The organism is Atopobium sp. oral taxon 199 str. F0494, assembly GCF_000411555.1.
Classification (GTDB): Bacteria; Actinomycetota; Coriobacteriia; order Coriobacteriales; family Atopobiaceae; genus Lancefieldella.
Genome location: NZ_KE150486.1, coordinates 1,082,489 through 1,101,203 on the forward strand (window position 1 = coordinate 1,082,489; position 18,715 = coordinate 1,101,203).

An 18,715-nucleotide genomic window follows, 5' to 3' on the forward strand; every position below is an offset into this window, starting at 1 on the left:
GCTATGAGCACCTATCTTCTTGCACTTGACGCGGGAACCGGCAGCGTACGCGCTGTGCTCTTTTCTGTCGAAGGGGAACAAATCGGCGTCGCCCAACGCGAATGGCAACACCGTGAAGACCCTCGCTGGCCGGGAAGCATGGATTTTGACTGGGTACATAACTGGGAACTCACGGTTTCCTGCATCCGCGAAGTCCTTCAGATAACTGGAATAGATCCCTGCGACATCGCGGGTATCTCAACCACCTGCATGCGAGAAGGCATCCTCCTCTATGACGAATGCGGTCAGGTAATTTGGGCTTGTGCGAATGTTGATGCCCGAAGCGTTGACGAAGTCGGCGAACTTATCGCCATGGATCCTAACTTGGAAAGCAAATTGTACCAAGAAAGCGGCCAGACCTTTGCCTTGGGAGCTCTGCCTCGGCTTCTTTGGGTCAAAAACAAAATGCCTGATGTATATCGGCGGGCAAAACGCCTGGGTATGTTCAACGACTGGCTGGCTTACAAGCTGACCGGTGTCCTGGCGGTCGAACCCAGCAACGGCAGCACCACGGGAATCATGAATCTCAAGGAACGCTCATGGGACCCTGAAATAGCACGGCGCTGCGGGCTGCGTGATGATCTCTTTGGCGATGTACGCGAATGTGGCCAGATTCTCGGTACCGTTTCTGCCGACGGCGCTCGCGAAACCGGTCTTGCCGAAGGTACACCTGTCGTTGTCGGAGGCGGAGATTGCCAGCTCGGCATGATCGGCGTTAACGCCTGTAAACCGGATCAAGCCGGCGTTTTTGGCGGAAGTTTTTGGCAGTATGAATTCAATACCGCCAATGGTGCTGTCGACCCCAAATGTCGCGTACGCGTCAACTGTCACGCTATTCCTCAAATCTGGCAATATGAGGCGCTGGCGTTTAAGCCCGGACTTGTCATGCGCTGGTATCGCGACGGTTTCTGTCAAGCAGAAAAGGAAGAAGCCGAGAAGCGCGGCGTTGATGTCTACAACATCATGAACGAGCGCGCTTCTCGCATCCCCGCAGGAAGCTATGGGATGCTTTGCTGCTTCAGCGATGTAATGAACTACATTCACTGGACTCACGCGAGTCCTACATTTACTAATTTCGAGCTTGATGCCAAGCGCTTCAATAAGTATACGTTCTACCGCGCAATTCTTGAGAACACAGCGTTTCTCGTCAAAGGCCATATCGATCTGGTCAAAGACGCCACCGGCAACGAACCAAACGAACTGGTCTTTGCGGGAGGAGCTTCCAAAAGCCCCTTATGGGCCCATATTCTTGCAGACGTATGCGGCAAGCACGTTCGTGTCCCTGAAGTCAAGGAGGCTACAGCCCTTGGCGCGGCAATTCTCGCAGGATACGGAGTAGGCATATATCCCAGCATTGCCGAAGGAGCCAAGCGTGTTGTCAGATGGGAACAAACCTTTGAGCCCAATGCGGATAATCATGCCGTCTACCAGAAACTGTATGAGACATGGAAAGAAGTGTATCAGGCTCAGCTCGCATTGTCTGAAGCCGGAAAAACCAAGGGCCTCTGGAGAGCGCCGGGGCTGTAAAGACAGATTACTATCCAAAAACTCACACATGAAAGGATATGTCTATGTTTGTCGTGCATGAGAGCGATTTTGAGTATCGTTTTGGCGACTCGGGACCAAAATACCTTATGAAAGGCCCCCGTATGAATTACGCGGTCGTCCAATTCCAGCCGGGGCAAAATTTCCAGGCGCATTATCATCATGTCATGGAAGAGAACTTCCATATTCTGCGCGGTATGGTTGATATCGTTGTCGATGGTGAAGTTCACACGCTTTCCGCTGGGGACTTCATTCACATCGAGCCTGGTGAAGTTCATTATGTCAACAATCCCTACGACGAAACCATGGTCATGATATCCACCCTTGCTCCGTTCCAGGAATCTGACAAGGTAGAGGTGGATAACCCCGAATACTAAAGGCGCCCGCTGGAAGTCGATTTGGCCACCGGCGCCTTCATCGTAAAAATAAACAACACAAAAGTTTCTCGCCGTTGCCGCCTTTTATGGCTGTTACAATGCTCTTGATTATTGACAGAGCAGCTGTTGTTAGAACGCTGCCATGAGACCTGTCATAAAGAAAAAGAGATTAAGGAGAAAGGTCAGCATGAAACCCCGACCTCACAGTCGCTGACCCCTCACGGTGTGCTTGATTGCACCGTTAGGGGTGTAATCGCAAGTTCGCTGCTTGCCTGCGCGCAAGCCGCACAAAGGAGCACACATGATTTATCTCTCTCAACTTCTTGGAAATCCTGTCATGGATTCACTTGGCGAGAAGATCGGCACCGTTTCTGATCTTGGCATTGCTACCGGCGAGGTTTTTCCCCGCATCACTTCCCTCGCATTCATGGGACCCGGCCGCACGCCCCTTATGATTTCCTGGCGCAAGTACGTGGAATCCTACGATGAAGACACCATTAAGCTGAAGGTACCCTCTACTGAGATTCGTTTCTCGTACCTGCAACCTAATGAGGTACTTCTCGCCCGCGACATTCTCAACAAGCAGATAGTAGACACGCGCGGCATTCGCGTTGTCCGCGTAAACGATCTCAAGCTCTCCGACACCAGTTCAACACAGCTTCGTTTGCTTGGCGCGGAAGTGGGCGTGCGGGGACTTTTGCGCAGCCTGTCACCAAAGCTTGAAAAGATTGTCATCCGGGCCGCACGCGCCATGGGTCGTCCCATACCGGAGCGCATCATCGCGTGGAGCTACATGGATCTTGTGGAGCGCGACCTCTCCAACGTCAAACTGTCCGTCTCACACAAAACCCTTGATGAGCTGCACCCCGCCGATGTCGCCGACATTATCGAGCGCCTGGACTCCCGTCTGCGCAGCCAGGTCTTCGCGCAACTTGACGACGAGCAACGTGCCGGCGCTATGGCGGAGTTCAACGATGACGCCATGGCCGTTGAGCTCATCGGCGGCATGAACGAAAAAGAGGCGTCCCGCATCCTGTCTGAGATGGATCCGGACGATGCCGCTGAGCTGGTATCCGAACTAAGCTATGACCGTGCCGAGAAGCTCCTGCGCCTGATGGGCGTCAAGGAACAGCGCGCTATCCGCCAGCTGTTGGGATACCGTGAGGATACCGCTGGTCGTATTATGACTTCGGAGGCGCTCTCACTGCCGGAAGATCAGACGGTCGCATACGCATTTGAGCGGCTGCGCGCCCTTGACGAGGACTTTGAGACGGTGCGCTATCTTTACCTCACAGATTCAGACGGCCGCCTTTCGGGCATCGTCACCTTAAATCAGCTTATCGTCTCTGACCAAAGCCAAAAGCTCGATGAGATTGCCAACAAGAACCTTGTTACCGCGTCACCCGAAGACGACCAGGAGGATGTCGCGCGCAATATCGCCAAATACAATCTGCTTGCCATGCCCGTTGTTTCGGACGATCAGCGCCTGCTTGGTATCGTTACCGTCGACGACGCGCTGGACGTCCTTGAAGAAGAGCACGCTGAAGACCTGCAAATCGCAGGAGGAAGCTCTGATAGTGAGGGCAGCGAGCGCAGCCGCGACGTTATCTGGTTCTTCCATCGCAACGTCTGGATTTTTTTCTGGATTATTGCCACCGGCGTAGCATCGGCAGCAGCAGCCGCGTTCTTCAATACAAGCATCGCCCCAACGCTGGTGTTCTTTACCTGTCTCGCCATGCCTGTCGCGCTTATCCTCGCAGATGACACCATCAGCTACGTTACTAACTTCTTCCTTGAAGACGATCCAGGCAGCGAAGACTCCCCTTCTATCCTGGGCTTTGGTTTTCGCTCACTGCTTTTAGGCCTTCTAGTATCAGGCGTCACTGCCGCGCTCGGAGCTGGTCTTGACGCGGTCATCATGAACTGGCTCATCAACGTTCCCGCAGGCGTCACCATTCACCATGTGGTCATCTCGGCCTTTGGAGCAGCAACCATCTCAACGTTGCTCTCGTTCCTTCTAACCCCCGTCTACCTCTCTGTTCTTCGTCACCGTGACGAGAAGAACCAGGAAACTTCAGGCTTCGCGCTTTCCCTTACGTCAATGGCCATCGCCGTGGTCACGTATCTGGCGGCTGCAGGCAGTCTTTTCGTTCTGCAGACCGTTGCGGGAACGGTACTGTAATGAGCGGCGGCATGAAACCGGGCGTAGGACAAGGTGCCGGAGCGGCGCCTGGCGTAGGACCTGGTGCAGCACCTGGCGTAGAGCCGGGCGCGAAGCCTGGCACGGCGCTGGGTGCAGAATCCAGTACGAAATCCATTGCTTCCATCGGTAAGAACGCAAGCGCCGCTGAACACCGACAGACAGAGGTCAACAAGAACAGCTGGAAGTACATCCTCATGGCAATGGGGCCGGGACTTTTAGCGGCGTTTGCCGGTAACGATGCCGGTGGCATCGCAACATACTCCAGCGCTGGGGCCTCCTTCGGCTACACCCAGCTCTGGACCGTGCCCATCATGTGTTTTTTGCTTATCGTTGTACAGGAAACTTCTGCTCGCATGGGGTGTGTCACGGGTAAGGGTCTGGCTTCTCTCATACGTGAGCGCTTCGGCATCCGTCTCTCAACTGTAGCGATGTTCGCGCTTTTAATCTCAAACATCGCCGTAACCTTCTCGGAATTCGCGGGCATCGCTTCAAGTATGGACCTCTTCGGCATCCCAACGTATGTATCGGTGCCCATCAGCGCCCTGCTCGTCTGGATCCTCACGGTCGGAGGTTCTTATCGCCGCATCGAAAAGATTCTTTTGGCTATCAGCTGCATTTTTGTGACGTATGTCGTAGCGGGCGTCCTCGCGAAACCCGACTGGCTTGAAGCGCTCCGCGTGACGACCATCCCGCAGATGTCCACCGACCCTTCGTACATTTCGCTTTTGGTGGCTAACATCGGCACCACTATCAGCCCTTATATGATGTTCCTGGTTGCCTCAAACGTTGTCGAGAAGAACCTGGACACCAGCGACATTCCCGCGCAGCGCGCCGACAACATTGCCGGAGCTGTACTGGCGGAGATTATCACCTGGTTTATCATGCTGACCACCGGAACGGTCCTCTTCCCTGCTGGCATCCGCGTGGACTCCGCCGCGGAAGCGGCATCTGCGCTAGTTCCCCTTGCGGGCCAGTACGCCTCAACGCTCTTTGCTCTGGGCATGGTTGGCGCTTCATTTCTTGCCGCCTGCGTTTTGCCCGGTATTACCGCAAGCGCTATCTGCGAAGCATTCGGTTGGGAGCGCGGCGCTGATCGCACCTGGTCTGAGGCTCCTCTTTATCATGGCATCATCACGCTAGTGTTGATTATTTCTGCCGCAGTCATTCTAATTCCGGGTGTCAGCCTTTTTGGCATCATGCTTGTCGCCCAGGTCATCAATGGAATCCTGTTGCCTGTCCTGCTCATCTTTATGGTTATTATCGCAGCAGACAAACACATCATGGGCGCATTTGCCAACGGTCGCATCTGGAACGGTCTGACGTGGTTTACCATCATGACGGTCATTGTCTTAACGATTGTCATGTTTGTCTTGCAGGCCATGGGGCTTTAAGGACCCCAAAAAACCGCACGACTACTTACTTGCCTCGTCAAACTCATCCTTAAAGGAAGAAAACATCTTTCCCATACGGCCCAGCTGTTTGCCGAAGCTCTTTGCCACGTCGTCGGGAGCTTCTTTCTTACTCGGCTTGTGCGCTTTCGGAGCGTAAGTCTTAACAGGTTCTTCAGACACATCGCCATCAAGGCTCTTCTCGGCAGCAGGAGCTTCAAGCGCGACAGCATCGACAGGCACCGGATCTGGCCGTGGCCCACCAGCATCATCGGACTCAGAGGCGTCTTCAAGAGCCCGCCTGGCTTTACCAATCATGCGTCCAAGCGAGCGTCCGCCCTTCACACTTGCGGCAGATACCGCTTTTCCCGCCTTTCCAGCCAGCTCAGAGCCCTTGGCGGCAGCGGCGGCGTATCCCTCGCCTGCCTTACCGGCAAGACCACCGGAAAGCCCGGCGTTTTCCGCATCGGCCGTAAGAATCATTGAGTCATCGCGATACCCCAGCACCCACTCGGGCTCAATTACAAATGAGCCGATAAGAGCCGCCGCGGAAGACCCGCTGTCTACTAGGAAGGCATTGACGTCACCGGTAGCGGAGTCGAAATCCGCGGCGCTCACAAAACCGAGAACCTTTCCCGATTCGGTGACTGCCTGCATGCCATGCCACATGATGCAGCGATCCCAGTCAAGCTCAAGTCTCGCAATCGCTTTTTTGTCCAGCGCCTCATCGGGGTCCGCCACCAAAAAACCCTTCTCAAAGGTTGAAAGCGCGTCAAAGGCAACGAACATATCGTCACGGTGAACCATACCTGCAATATCAGGACGCTTGACCATAACGCCCACTACACGCGGGTAGTCGGAATCAAACACCACCACATGAACGCGGCCGAGCTTTGAAAAGCGCTGAATTCCCTTTTTGCTGTCCTTCTTGCTTTGTTTTTTAGGGAGATAGACCTTGACCCCGACCAGCTCAGATGACTTCACATGAAAACCTTTCCTATAGAAAACGGGGCGCTGCGAGCGTCCCGTTCAATACCGTACTGATAACCTGGCAGCCCAAGCGAACGTTTAGTGAACGTCAGGGTGCTCAGACGTCACCGTCTCAATAGTCACGCCCTCGGCCTCAGAGGGATGGGGAGTTGTATAGGACGTAACAGAATCCGCGACAGCTTCAGCGTTATGCTGCACCTGTTCCGAAGCGGACGTCACGGCGTCAGACAGCGACTCACGCAGCTGATCCATACGCTCCCGAGCAAGGTCCACCTTGGCACGGAGTTCGTCGGTCTTTTGATCAACCACAGGGCGCACCTCACCAATGCGGTCACTCACGACGCGAGAAGTGCGCTCATATGAATCGAGTGCGGAATCCCAAGCATCATTGACAGCGTCAGCGGCCATTGCGCGGGTCTCGTCACCCGGACGCGGCGCAAGGAGCAGACCGGCAGCAGCGCCTGCCGCCGCACCAAAAATAGCACCGACTAAAAACCCAGCGGACTTCTTGCTCATAGGAACCTCCTATCGGGGCAGCGCGATTGCTGCTCTCCCTCCCAAACACAATGCCTTGGAGCGCCTATCGAACCGGTCGCGGCCTTGGCACGTTAATCATACTCCAGTCGTCTGGCAAATCGTCATCAAATGAATTGCGCTCATGCGCGTCAGACTCATCGACCGAGGCCTTATCCTCTTCCGCATCTGAGGCGGCTGCGTCGGCGACATCAGCCGTACCTGCATCCTCGTCTTCTTCGACATACGGCTCGTGCGTTTCGGCAGGCGCTCCTCCATCGGACTGCTGATCGTCGTACCAATCGTCTTCCACGTAATCATCATCTTCGGAAGCGTCACGCGCATATTGGTCATCATAAAATGAAGCGCCGGCGGAGGTGTCGTGACCCTCACGGTATGAAACGGAGTCGTCACTCCCATCCGCCTCATACTCATATGCTCCTGAAGCCTCATAATCGGCCTCTTCTGCCAGCTCCTTCTCGATAAACTCTTCAGCGACCTCAGCTACATCGTCCTTCTCGGCATAAGAGCCGTCAGAAGCGCCCTCATGCTGGCTTGCTTCTTCTGGCGCGTCTTCTAGCGTATCTTCTGAAGCGCTCTCTGGAGCATCTTCCAATTCGTCCTCGCCGTCAACGCTTTTAACGAGAGCCACCAGGCCCTGGACAATAGCGTCAACGTTGGGCTTGGGATCCTCGCCGCCAGCATATGCCCAGTCCAAAATCCACGCCGCGCTGGAAAGAGCTCCCGCTACCAACACGTCGTCGGGACATGCCAGGCTCACCTCAAACAGGCGGAGACTGTTATCAAGTGTCGTAGTGCGGCCGGAAGCAATATCGCCGGCGCGGTTGGTAAGGGCGAGCAGCTCAACGGTTACATGCTCAAGCAGATGAGCCACTTCCGTGTCACGAACAACATCACCGAACTGTGGAGCCGCATCTCCAAGACAGACGTGCTTCTCGACACCCGGAATGAGATCGACAACACGCCTGGTTCCCAGCGCGTCATCAGAGGTCATCAGCGGCGCGTCATCCGACAACTGTATGGTGGCGTCAAGGACTTTTGGTCCAATGACAACTTTTTTGATGTGAATTAACCCTGCCATGCTTCGTCCTCTTCCTGTTCAAGCGAAAGGATTCCTTACGCACTGTTCTTGTCTCGCTTCACGCGCTCACGCTTTGGCTTCACGCTCACGCTTCACACCCACGCCTTGGTTTCACGCTCACACTTTAGCTTCACGCGCTCATCATATTGTAGTAAAAAAGAGTGCTTCGCTGCTGGAATGTCCGCTAGCGGTCATGATTCCCCAGTCTCTTCATGAGATTTCTCGTCTTTTTGGCATTGCTCGGGCACCTCTGGAGCCGTTACCCGCAAAAGCGACAGCCTGCGCCGACGCATCATCTGCACACGGAACTGCCATCCGTCTTTCTCAAAGGTATCCCCCGGCCGCGGCAACCGGTCCGCAAGCTCAAGCACAAAGCCCGCAATGGTCTCATACTCCTCGGAATCCTCGACAGGCCATCCGAGTTCCAAAGCATCATCAAGCGAGAAGCGACCGTCTACCAGCCACTCTCTGTCGCTTAGCTGCGTCAGGTATTTGTTGTCGGGATCAAACTCATCGGCAATCTCACCGACAATCTCCTCGACAATGTCCTCGACGGTAATGGCGCCGGCAGTGCCGCCGTACTCGTCTACCACAATGACCATCTGATCACGAGAAGACTGCATCTCGGAAAGAAGCGGGATGATGTCTTTAGTGTCCGGAATATAGTCTGCCGCGCGGACGTACTGCGCGATGCGCTTCTCGCCAGCGTTTTCCTCAAGCATGGGCTCAATAATGTCTTTGATGTGCGCGATGCCCACAATGCGGTCAACGTTATCGTGATAGATGGGTATGCGCGAATAGCCGGTCTTACGCATAACCGCCAGAACTTCCGACAGCGTTGAGGTGTCTTCCATGGTGGTCAGGTCAACCCGCGGCACCATGACCTCACGAGCAACCGTATCGCCCATGTCGATAACCTCGTGAATCATCGACTTTTCTTCTTCGGTCAGCTCATCGGAATCCTTGACGATGTAGCGAAGCTCTTCCTCGGAGAAGTCCTGGTGATCCTCGTTCACGTCAACACCCAAAAGTTTTGCGATGCCGTTAGCAGACGCCGAGTTCAAAAAGACAATCGGCTTTGCCAGCATCATGAAAAAGCGGATAGGACCCACAACCGCCTTGGAGACATTTTCGGCGTTGGAAAGGGCAATCTGCTTGGGCACCAGCTCTCCGATGACCGTTGAGAAATAAGAGAGTACCAAGGTGATAATGACCACTGCCGTAGGGTGCGAGAAGTTTGCAGGCATGCCTATGCTTGTCAGCCAGCTGCCAAAGGGAGTGGAAAGGCTTGTTGCCGCAAACGCAGACGACGCGAAACCGACCAGCGTGATGGCTACCTGAATCGTCGCCAGAAACGAGCCGGAGTTATTAGTCAGGTCAAGCACTGCCTGAGCACGCTCGTCACCTTCCTCCGCCTCAGGTTCAAGCGAGGTTCTTCTCGCGCTCACAACCGCCATTTCGGAAGCCGAAAAATAGCCGTTTGCCAAGGTCAAAAGCAGTGTCACTAAAATACTTAACGCTACGTCCATCTAAGGTATGGGCACCTGCCTAGTCGAAGTTAAAAAGCCACGTAGACATTGTACGTCTACGCAGCTTTTGCGTGTACATTCTGCGCACACATTCTTTATAAAAGCGTAACCAACTAAAGGCACGGTCGCTAAACACCGGCTAGCTAAACGCACGGTAGCTAAGTGCACGGTCGGCTAGCGCATGCCTAGTCTACGAGTTTCTCGACCTGCGCACGAACGTCCGCAAGATCCTCTTCAGAAGGCAGCCAACCGATGGTATACGCCTTGCCATGAGGCATCATAAACCCGGCTTTTTCCAGCTCTTCCTCGACCATCTTAGGGCCAAGGGGAGCCCAGCCGTAGGATCCGAAGGCAAAGCCGACGCGGTGGTCGTTTTGAGGCGAGAGACCCGTCATGTAGGTCAAAAAGCCGCTCACCGTAGGCAAAAACTTGGAGTTCAACGTAGGCGAACCAACACACACATACTTGGCGTCAAGGAAGTGATACATGACGTTGGAGATGTGCGTTTCTTTAAGGTCGCAAAGCTGTACAGGAATACCGTGCGCGAGAAAACCGTCTACCAAAGCACGCGCCATCTTATCGGTAGATCCCCACATAGAGTCGTACACGACCAGCGCTTTTTCTTTGAGCTTGCCTGAGGTCCACTCCTCATAGCAGTCGATGATGTCTTTGATATGAGAGCGCCAGGCAACGCCATGAGCCGGCGCGATGATGTCGATATTTTCCAGCCCCAGCTTCTTTACCGCACCCACCGCAGCGTCCGCCTGGCGGCTATACGGCAGCACGATATTGGCGTAGTATTTGCGCGCCTGCTTCATAACCTCGCAGTAGTCGCCCTCGTCATCAAAGCGTGTGGACGAAGCGAAGTGCTGGCCAAACGCATCGTTTGAGAAGAGGATCTTGTCGGCATCGGAATAGGTGACCATGTTGTCGGGCCAGTGCACCATTGGCGTCTGTACAAAATGGAGGGTACGTTTGCCAATGCTCAGAGTATCCCCCGTCTTTACACCGTTGACCTCAAGATCTTTACCGTAAAAGGCCTTGAGCTCCTTGACACCCTGAGGCGTGGAGGCATAGACAGCAGCGTTCGGCGCGGCTTTAAGAACGGCCGGCAGTGAACTTGAATGATCCATTTCGATATGGTTGCACACCACAACGTCAATCTTTGACGGGTCAATGATGCTTTGGATACGCTGCATAAGCTCGTCTGTCATGGTGTACTTGACAGTGTCGATGAGCGTGATCTTCTCGTCTAGGATAAGATACGCGTTATATGTGATGCCTTGCTCGGTGGTATAGCCGTGGAACTCTCGTGCGTTCCAGTCAATAGCGCCAACGGCGTAGACGTCTGGTTTTATCTGCACTGCGCTCAACATACGATCCTCCGTGGTTTTAGGTGATTGGTCCTGGTCAAGCTGGTTGCGGCTTGGTTGCGGCTGGGCCGGGCTGGTTGAAGCTAATCCAGACTGGTCCAAGCTGGGCAAAGCTGACCAAAGCGCTTTTACTAGTATGAGCATAGCATTTGATAGACAATTACGAGGGAGCGATTTCGAGACTATCTGGAGGCGATTCCAAAAAAGGGCATGAGTTGTGATATGAAATCTCCTAATAAGGGTGACAGTTGTGATAAATACTCCTAAAAATTCTAGGAGTTGTGCAGTAACTTCATCACAACTCATACACTTTTTTGGAGTGACTCACGCTCTTCTCGAGTAACCCATGTCCTCCCGGCATAGCCCGCGCTCTTCTCGAGTAACCCACGTCCTTCCGGCATAGCCAACATCCTTCTCGAGTAACCCACGCCCTTTCCAAGGCTTCACGCACTAGCGCTGTAAAGCGGCGCGAACGTCAGCGACAATAAGCTCCGGCTCAAGGCGATTTTCCCGCAGCAGCTCATCCGCTTTGAAGCGATCGTAGAAACCCTTCTTGATGCCGTAGTTAAGCACGCGTTTATCGGAGCCGCCGAAGTAGGAGGAAAGAGTCTGGCCCCAACCGCCTTCCAGCTGACCGTCTTCGAGCGTTACAAAGATGTCGTGATTGACGGCCAGGTTGTCGAGCAGTTCTGTGTCAAGACCGGATGCAAAAAGAGGATTCACGAGAGTTACTTCAAAGCCGAGAGACCCGCGGAGCATGTCCGCGACCTTCTCGCCCATGCCAAAGAAACTGCCCAAGGCGAAAATCGCTACCTTGGAACCGCGGCGCGCTACCTCAGAGCGCACGTCGTCGTAAGACTTACGAACGGGACCTGTAGCGTGGTGGACAGGGCCTCCCGGAACCTGGATAAAGACCGGACGTTTCTCCTGGTTAAGACCCCAATTAAGCATAGAAAGATACTCTTCTGCATTTGTTGGCGCAAGATAGGTAATGTTTGGAATATGGGCAATCATCGGAATCGTACAAAGTGACGCGTGCGTCACATCACTCATGCCCCACACCGAGCCGGAATTGCCTACGATTACCGCAGGATTGCTGTTGACCGCAAGATCTTGACTCAGCTGATCATATACGCGCTGTTGAAAGGTGGTTGAGGAACCCCATACCGCATGAGCCCCGGCATGAGCGGCTCCCGAAGCGATTGCCACAGCCGTTTCTTCCGCAATGCCCACGTCAAGATAGTGTCGGCCCAGGCGCTTGCGCCGTTCAGGCGACATGCCCAATGCGCCCGGAACCGCCGAAGCGATAACCAAAAGGTTCTCGTCCGTCTCAGCGCGCTCAAGCAGGTACTCGCCGGCAAGATTGGCATACGACTCAGAAGCGGAACCACTGCTCAGGCTCTGACCTGTAGCAATATCAAACGGACCATGCCAATGCCACGCTTCCTCGTCTTTGAGCGCAGGCTCATATCCCTTGCCCTTGAGCGTGTTGATATGCACCACTACCGGGTGGTTGCTGTCTTTGACCTGCTTAAATGCGGCGATAAGAGCCTCGGTGTTGTTGCCTTCATTGACATAGAGGTAATCGAGCCCCATAGACTTGAAGAGGTTGTTGGGCGCAGCGCCATTGGATTCGCGCAGCTCCCTGAACTGATCGTACATACCACCGTGATTTTCGGCAATGGAGCGCTGGTTGTCGTTGAAAACGATTATGAAGTTTGAATCAAGTTCGCCCGCCACATTCAGACCTTCAAGCGCTTCTCCGCCAGACATCGAGCCATCTCCGATTACAGCGATGATGTTTTCGTGACCACCGCGCAAATCGCGAGCTTTCGCAAGGCCGAGCGCCAGGCTGATAGATGTAGACGTGTGTCCAATCTTAAAGAGGTCGTGCGGTGTTTCCGCAGGATCGGTATAGGGAGACACGTCATCGTAGTGCGCCTGGTCGACAAAGGCTTCCTTGCGCCCGGTCAGCATCTTATGCGGATACGTTTGATGAGAAACGTCATAGACAATGTGATCACGCGGAGAATCAAATACGGTGTGGAGCGCAACGGTAGCTTCCACCATACCAAAGTTGGGGCCAAAGTGACCACCATGCTTTGAGGCTCTGGTCAACAGCGCCGAGCGAATCTCATCGACAAGGCCTTGTCGACCTGCCGCGTCAAGTGCTTTAACATCTTCAGGACCGTCGATCTTCTCGAGATACATGCGAAACCTTTCTATATGCTGGGATGCTAAAGGTTAGTACCCCGCACATGGACGCGCTATACGGAAGTCTTTCAGCAGTATCTGCAGCAATATCAAAACCGCACTTCAAAATGGCGTTCATCAGCTATGGGAGCAAGTTCGCGCTTCTCGTCAATGCGATATGCAAGCGGACGGTGCGCGTAGGTTTTCGCAAATCCCTTAAACCAAAGGCCTATCTGCTCGTCCGTCCCTTGTAGTTCCATAGATACGCTGCCGTCAAACTCGTTTCTCACCCAACCGGTGCAGCCCACGCGATCCGCTACTATCTGCGCCGTCCAGCGAAAACCGACGCCCTGGACTTCTCCGCAAAAGCGCAGCGCGAGCCTGCGTGTTCCCGGTTTGAGCCCCTGGTTGCCCAGCTGCTTGTCTGCGTCGCCATGAGGACCTTTATCTCTGTCTTTGCGTTGTCCAAAGCCCAATATGCCTGACATGAGCGCATCCGTTCTCCGTGGTCTGTTCGGCTGCGGTGCCGTATAGGCATACCATATCACCAATCGCATGAGCTCTTAAGTCAAACTGCGTCTGGGTTGCCTCCGTCCAGTCCCCCGGGGGTGTTTTCATCCAGCCCTTAGGCAAACCGTTTTCACTCTCCAGGGGGCTGCACGTTTCCAAATAACCTCTAGGCCAGCGCATTCCTTCTGGCTCCCGCATAGGTGATAAGAAAGTAGACCACAAATCCGGCAAGCGTCAGCGCAGCGACAGGCCAAATAGCAGGCTCAATATCAGCTTGAAGCAAACCAATACTCATGAAACGAATGACGTTTAAGCCAAAAATGGCATGAACAGCGGTAAAGATACCCGGAAGAGCAAAGTTAAACAGCACACCTGCAAGCAGGCTCTCTGAGAGCATCCTATTCGAAGCGCCTAGTTCAACAAGCTTGCGGTAACGCTCGCGATTATCGGAGGCAAGCGACAGCTGCTGTATCGCAAGGATGACCGACGCGAACACCAGCAGCACCACCGCATAAAACGCGCAGGTAAAAATAAGCGCGCCAATCAAACCTGAAGCCTCTTCAAACTGCGTTTCCCTTTCAAGCGCTAGCGCCCCAATTTTGTCATGCAAGACGACAGCAAATACAAACATGCACATGCCAACCGAAGAAAGCGCTGCCGAGCAGGTCATCGCTTTTGCAGCGTTGCGCGCTACCCCTTCGGTTTGACGCACGGTAAACGCCGTCAGCCCTCGGTACCACAGGCCGGGAACTTTCTTGATGAAGCGCGGCAGCAGCGCCAACGTTGAGCGGAATATGAAAAACGAGCCAAAAATAGCGCAAGCGCCCAGCGGGAACATCCACACCAGAAAAGTAGTAGGCGCGTTTAAGCAGATTATGTATACCGCAGCGACCAAAGCTACGCCAAAAATCAACTCTACAACCGCTCGTCCGCCTAAAATTGGTTTTGACGCGTCGTTTTCCTTTTTCGCAACCATCATGCGAAGCAGCGTCGATTTGCGCAAAACGCGGCGGCTTCCGCGAGACAGTATCACAATCGTCAGCACGAACACGATAGCTGTGAGCGTTATGCCAAATGGCGAGAAAACCATGATAAAACGGGCGGGCAAACGGTATGCCCAAGCGACAATAAGCTCAACGAAAGGCGAGATAAGCACTCCCGCTATAAGGCCGGTCACCAAGGCACTGCCCGCGACAAGCGTGGTTTCAAGGCGCAGTACCGTGTTGACATTGCGTTTCTCGAGTCCCGCAAGTTCATAGAGGGCAAACTCCGGCAGCCGGCGACGAATCAGAAACTTATTGGCATACGAAGCGACGTTTACAAACACCAACAACGGCAAAATACCAAAGGCCATGATGTAGCGCGCTTCCGTCACAAAAATCTTCCGGACCAACTCATCCTCAACCAGCATAAAGAGATAATCTCCGGACGCCGTATAGGAATATATCAGGCAAGCTCCCGCTGCCAAGGCGGCAAAATACACGCCAAAATCCTTCAGATTGCGCCGAACATTACCAATCGCGATTTTTGAAAGCAGGCTCATGACATCACGCTCTTTTCTCTACCATCACGAACTTCTCGCCAGACTGGCGTGTCGATCATAACCATCATGCAGCGCGGCAGGCGAATGTGCCATCGAACTTGCTTACGGAAAGGTGATGTTTTCATAAGAATGGAGCATCCGTTGCCGAATGCTCCATCGAGTCGTCCATCAAATCTGCGAGATTCTAGCGCTCACCCGCCGCGCGGCGCTCCGCGTAGTCGGCTGCAAGTTTAGCCTGAATGTCATGAGGAACCTGCTCGTATCCCGAGAGCTCTACCTCATACTCGCCGGTGCCACGCGAGAGAGAACGCAGGCGCGTGGCATAGTCGGTGACCTCAGCGTAGGGGACGGTCGCTTCAATGGTAGTCTGTCCAAGCGCTGTGCCCGTACCGGCGTTCATGCCTTCAACGCGGCCGCGAGACGCGGACACATCGCCCATCACAGAGCCAGCGTAGCTGTCGGGAACAGTGATCTTAAGATGCGCCATCGGCTCAAGAAGCACCGGCTCCGCCTGATCGATTGCCTTCTGGAAACCGATGCGAGCCGCTGTCTTAAACGCCATCTCGTTAGAGTCAACAGGATGATAGCTGCCCTCGTAAACAGCGACCTTAATGTCAATCATGGGATACCCCGCCAGCACGCCTTCGCGCATGATCTCCTGGATTCCCTTGTCGATAGCGGGAATGAAGCCGCGCGGGATGTGTCCTCCTACCACTTCATCTACAAACTCGTAGCCCGCGTCGGGGTTGGGCTCAACGCGAAGCCAGCAGTCGCCATACTGACCCGCACCGCCGGTCTGCTTCTTATGGCGTCCCTGCGCGCTTGCCACGCGGCGAATAGTCTCGCGATACGGAATGCGGAGCGCTACCTTGTGGGCGCCAACGCCGGCACGAGATTCCAGACGGTCAAGCAGCACGGCAACCTGCGCCTCTCCGATAGCGGAAACGACCGTCTGACCGGTATCTTCATCACGCTCAATGCGAAGCGTGGGGTCGGCGGCGGCAGCCTTCTCCAAGAATGCGAAGAGTTTTCCTTCCGCCCCGCGCTCATCAGGCTCAATAGCAATACGATAGAGCGAGTTAGGGAAGCGGAACGCCGCCGCCTCAACCTTACCAGTTACGGAAAGCGTGTCGCCCGTCAGTACCTCAAGTTTAGGGACTACCACGATATCGCCAGCGGCGGCACGTCCAACATCGGTGGTATCACGGCCACACATGCGATACAGGTGTGAAAGACGCTCGGTCTTACGCGTACGCGCATTGGTAAGCTCAGCGCCCGGCTCCAACGTTCCCGCCAGTACCTTAAGGAAGGTCAAGCGGCCGTTCTGAGGATCCTGCAGCGACTTGAAGGCAAAGGCAACCGGACGCTCGTCATCCGGAGAGATGTCAAGCTGCTCGCCATTTACCAGTGGGATACGCCCGAAATCAGCCATCTGCGGGAACCAGCCTTCGACAGCGTCTAGGAAGGCGACGACACCTTCTTCTCGCACGCACGAGCCGGCGAACACCGGTACAAACACGCGGTCAACCAGCGCTTTATTGAGCAAACCCTCAAGCTCTTCCTGAGTGATTTCTCCACCGTCAAGATAACGCATCATGAGTTCGTCGTCAGCCTCAACCACCAGCTCGGTCAGAGCGGCGCGCGCATCAGCTGCCGCGGCAGCATACTCCTCAGGTATGTCCTCCACCACCGGCTTTCCGTCGACAAGGTAACGGGCCTTTTGATGGACAACGTCGATAACGCCTCCGAACGCCTCGCCGGAACCCATGGGAATCGTTACGGATCCAAGCTTGTTGCCAAAGCGCTCGCGCAAAAGACCCATGGCCGTCTCGTGATCCGCGTCCGGGCGGTCAAGACGGTTGATAAAAATAGCGCGCGCAAGAGACAGGTTCTCGGCGGCATACCAAAGCCGCGTAGTAATGGTACCGGGACCGCTTGCAGCGTCAACAACAAAAACGGCAGTTTCGCCGGCGCTCATAGCGGAGTAGGCATCGCCTATAAAGTCCGGATAGCACGGCGCGTCCAAGACGTTGATGCGCGTATCGTTCCATATCACAGGTGCAATAGTGGTGGAAATGGAAAATCCTCGTTCTGATTCTTCGGTATCGTAATCAAGCGTGGGCTTGGTGCCTGCGTGCCCGCCCAGACGGGTAGTCGCTCCCGTCAGATGCAGCATCGCTTCTGCAAGCATGGTCTTGCCCACGCCGCCTTGGCCCACCAAAACCACATTCTTAACGCGCTCAACACCCTTTTCGGCCATGATGCCTCCTTCAACTGCGGCAGCAGCCGAGAAGGGCGCGTATGCGGAACCTGCCGGCCAAACCACCGAACAAGAAAACCTCTAGCCTCCTTACCGTAAAGCATTGCTGAGCAAGAAGCACCTACGTATCGATGAGTGACAGGCTTTCTTATCAAAAGTTTTTGAGTCAGTCGACTCTTATCGCCATGTTTTAGCTGGTAACACGCACTGTTTTATGCGGCGAGAAGAACCTGTCGTTGCACGGAGAATCACGACTCCTCGGCGAACGGTATCTGCATAAAAAACACGGCACGCTTGTGCGCATGCCGTGTTTGAAACGTCTTTACCGTTCTTAGTTCTAGCGTAAAGCGACTTCCGGATTCTTTTTGGTGACAATCGCAATCGTTACAATTTCAGCCTGCAAATACTTTGTCAGCAGCGCCGCAAGGTCGTCCGCCGCCTTTTGCAAATCGTCTCGACGATGAGGCTCTACACACTCCATAGCCACAAACGCGTTCGGCGTATAGTCTTGCATCTGCGTCCGCTGTCCGTCACGCCAGTTCCAGCACCGACACACAACGCCTTCGCTGTCATAGTAGGCAATTTCTCCCGGCAGTGGAGGCTCTTCGTGGTCAGAGCCAATGGGAAGGAAGGCTTCATCACCCTTCATGGCGCCAAGATGCAGGTCGCCGGCGAAGGCATCGATATTTTCAACGCCGATAGGAAATGCGTATTTCAGCGAAACGGCGTTGGTGATGTCAACCGATGGAACAATCGAGCCTACCGGCGTGTCATGCAGCACGCGCTTCAGCAACGCCTCAATGGAACAGCGGGCTCCCTTTTTGGTGGGAAACTTCCGATACGCTTCACGCCAGACTTGTACCACTTCATTTGCAGAGATGGGCTCACAAGGGACATATTTTGCAGCCTGCCTGTTTGCTTGAGCGAGAAGGTCTTTGATTTCGTCCTTCTGGACGTCCGTCAAACCGCTTTCTTTCAAGCCGCGTACAGAAAGAACCGCAATCGCCGCTTCAGGAAACAGCTCCCAAAAGCTCTCATCAGATATAAATTTCTGCATCCTGCCTCCTTCGCCTGCTCTGTCGTGAAAGTTTGTTTAGTGTATCACCGAAACTGAGCTCTTCCCTATCGCAAAGCGTGATGCACATCCCAG

14 protein-coding genes are annotated in these 18,715 nt (G+C 54.4%); 4 read left to right on the forward strand and 10 right to left on the reverse strand.

Going from position 1 to position 18,715, the window contains the following annotated elements; genetic code table 11:
• The first annotated feature begins 3 nt into the window (after positions 1–3).
• The 4 genes from lsrK (at position 4) to HMPREF1527_RS04885 (ending at position 5,555) form a co-directional block, all read left to right on the forward strand.
• Entirely contained in the window at positions 4–1,566 is a 1,563-nt protein-coding gene (gene lsrK / locus HMPREF1527_RS04870; protein ID WP_016477593.1) for an autoinducer-2 kinase, read from the forward strand.
• 44 nt (positions 1,567–1,610) lie between these two features.
• A complete protein-coding gene (locus tag HMPREF1527_RS04875) occupies positions 1,611–1,961 on the forward strand; it encodes a cupin domain-containing protein (RefSeq protein ID WP_016477594.1) in 351 nt (116 codons plus the stop codon).
• Positions 1,962–2,262: 301 nt separating this feature from the next.
• On the forward strand, positions 2,263–4,143 hold the full coding sequence (locus HMPREF1527_RS04880; RefSeq protein WP_016477595.1) for a magnesium transporter: 1,881 nt from the start codon (positions 2,263–2,265) through the stop codon (positions 4,141–4,143).
• 215 nt (positions 4,144–4,358) lie between these two features.
• The gene (locus tag HMPREF1527_RS04885; protein ID WP_156825486.1) at positions 4,359–5,555 is read left to right on the forward strand and encodes an Nramp family divalent metal transporter; all 1,197 of its coding nucleotides are present in this window, start codon (positions 4,359–4,361) and stop codon (positions 5,553–5,555) included.
• Positions 5,556–5,576: 21 nt separating this feature from the next.
• Here HMPREF1527_RS04885 and HMPREF1527_RS04890 read toward each other — a convergent pair whose 3' ends face one another.
• The 10 genes from HMPREF1527_RS04890 to HMPREF1527_RS04935 all read right to left on the reverse strand — a co-directional run bounded on the left by HMPREF1527_RS04890 (position 5,577) and on the right by HMPREF1527_RS04935 (position 18,622).
• Positions 5,577–6,536 (reverse strand): hypothetical protein, encoded by a 960-nt coding sequence (locus tag HMPREF1527_RS04890; RefSeq protein ID WP_016477597.1) that lies wholly within the window; start codon positions 6,534–6,536, stop codon positions 5,577–5,579.
• An 84-nt stretch (positions 6,537–6,620) separates the two neighbouring features.
• Positions 6,621–7,058 carry a YtxH domain-containing protein gene (locus HMPREF1527_RS04895; protein ID WP_016477598.1) on the reverse strand — a complete coding sequence of 146 codons (438 nt, stop codon included), beginning with the start codon at positions 7,056–7,058 and terminating at the stop codon, positions 6,621–6,623.
• Positions 7,059–7,122: 64 nt separating this feature from the next.
• Positions 7,123–8,157, reverse strand: coding sequence for a hypothetical protein (locus HMPREF1527_RS04900; RefSeq protein WP_016477599.1), 1,035 nt, complete (start codon positions 8,155–8,157; stop codon positions 7,123–7,125).
• 191 nt (positions 8,158–8,348) lie between these two features.
• On the reverse strand, positions 8,349–9,686 hold the full coding sequence (locus HMPREF1527_RS04905; protein ID WP_016477600.1) for a hemolysin family protein: 1,338 nt from the start codon (positions 9,684–9,686) through the stop codon (positions 8,349–8,351).
• Positions 9,687–9,871: 185 nt separating this feature from the next.
• Positions 9,872–11,062, reverse strand: coding sequence for an FprA family A-type flavoprotein (locus HMPREF1527_RS04910; protein ID WP_016477601.1), 1,191 nt, complete (start codon positions 11,060–11,062; stop codon positions 9,872–9,874).
• 447 nt (positions 11,063–11,509) lie between these two features.
• A complete protein-coding gene (locus HMPREF1527_RS04915) occupies positions 11,510–13,270 on the reverse strand; it encodes a 1-deoxy-D-xylulose-5-phosphate synthase (RefSeq protein ID WP_016477602.1) in 1,761 nt (586 codons plus the stop codon).
• Between the two features lie 92 nt (positions 13,271–13,362).
• Positions 13,363–13,740 carry an acylphosphatase gene (locus HMPREF1527_RS04920; RefSeq protein WP_016477603.1) on the reverse strand — a complete coding sequence of 126 codons (378 nt, stop codon included), beginning with the start codon at positions 13,738–13,740 and terminating at the stop codon, positions 13,363–13,365.
• A gap of 188 nt (positions 13,741–13,928) precedes the next feature.
• Positions 13,929–15,305: an FtsX-like permease family protein gene (locus HMPREF1527_RS04925; RefSeq protein WP_016477605.1), complete on the reverse strand. Its 1,377-nt coding sequence runs from the start codon at positions 15,303–15,305 to the stop codon at positions 13,929–13,931.
• Between the two features lie 184 nt (positions 15,306–15,489).
• The gene (locus HMPREF1527_RS04930) at positions 15,490–17,565 is read right to left on the reverse strand and encodes a translation factor GTPase family protein (protein ID WP_016477606.1); all 2,076 of its coding nucleotides are present in this window, start codon (positions 17,563–17,565) and stop codon (positions 15,490–15,492) included.
• A gap of 337 nt (positions 17,566–17,902) precedes the next feature.
• A complete protein-coding gene (locus HMPREF1527_RS04935) occupies positions 17,903–18,622 on the reverse strand; it encodes a B3/4 domain-containing protein (RefSeq protein ID WP_016477607.1) in 720 nt (239 codons plus the stop codon).
• Positions 18,623–18,715 lie beyond the last annotated feature (93 nt).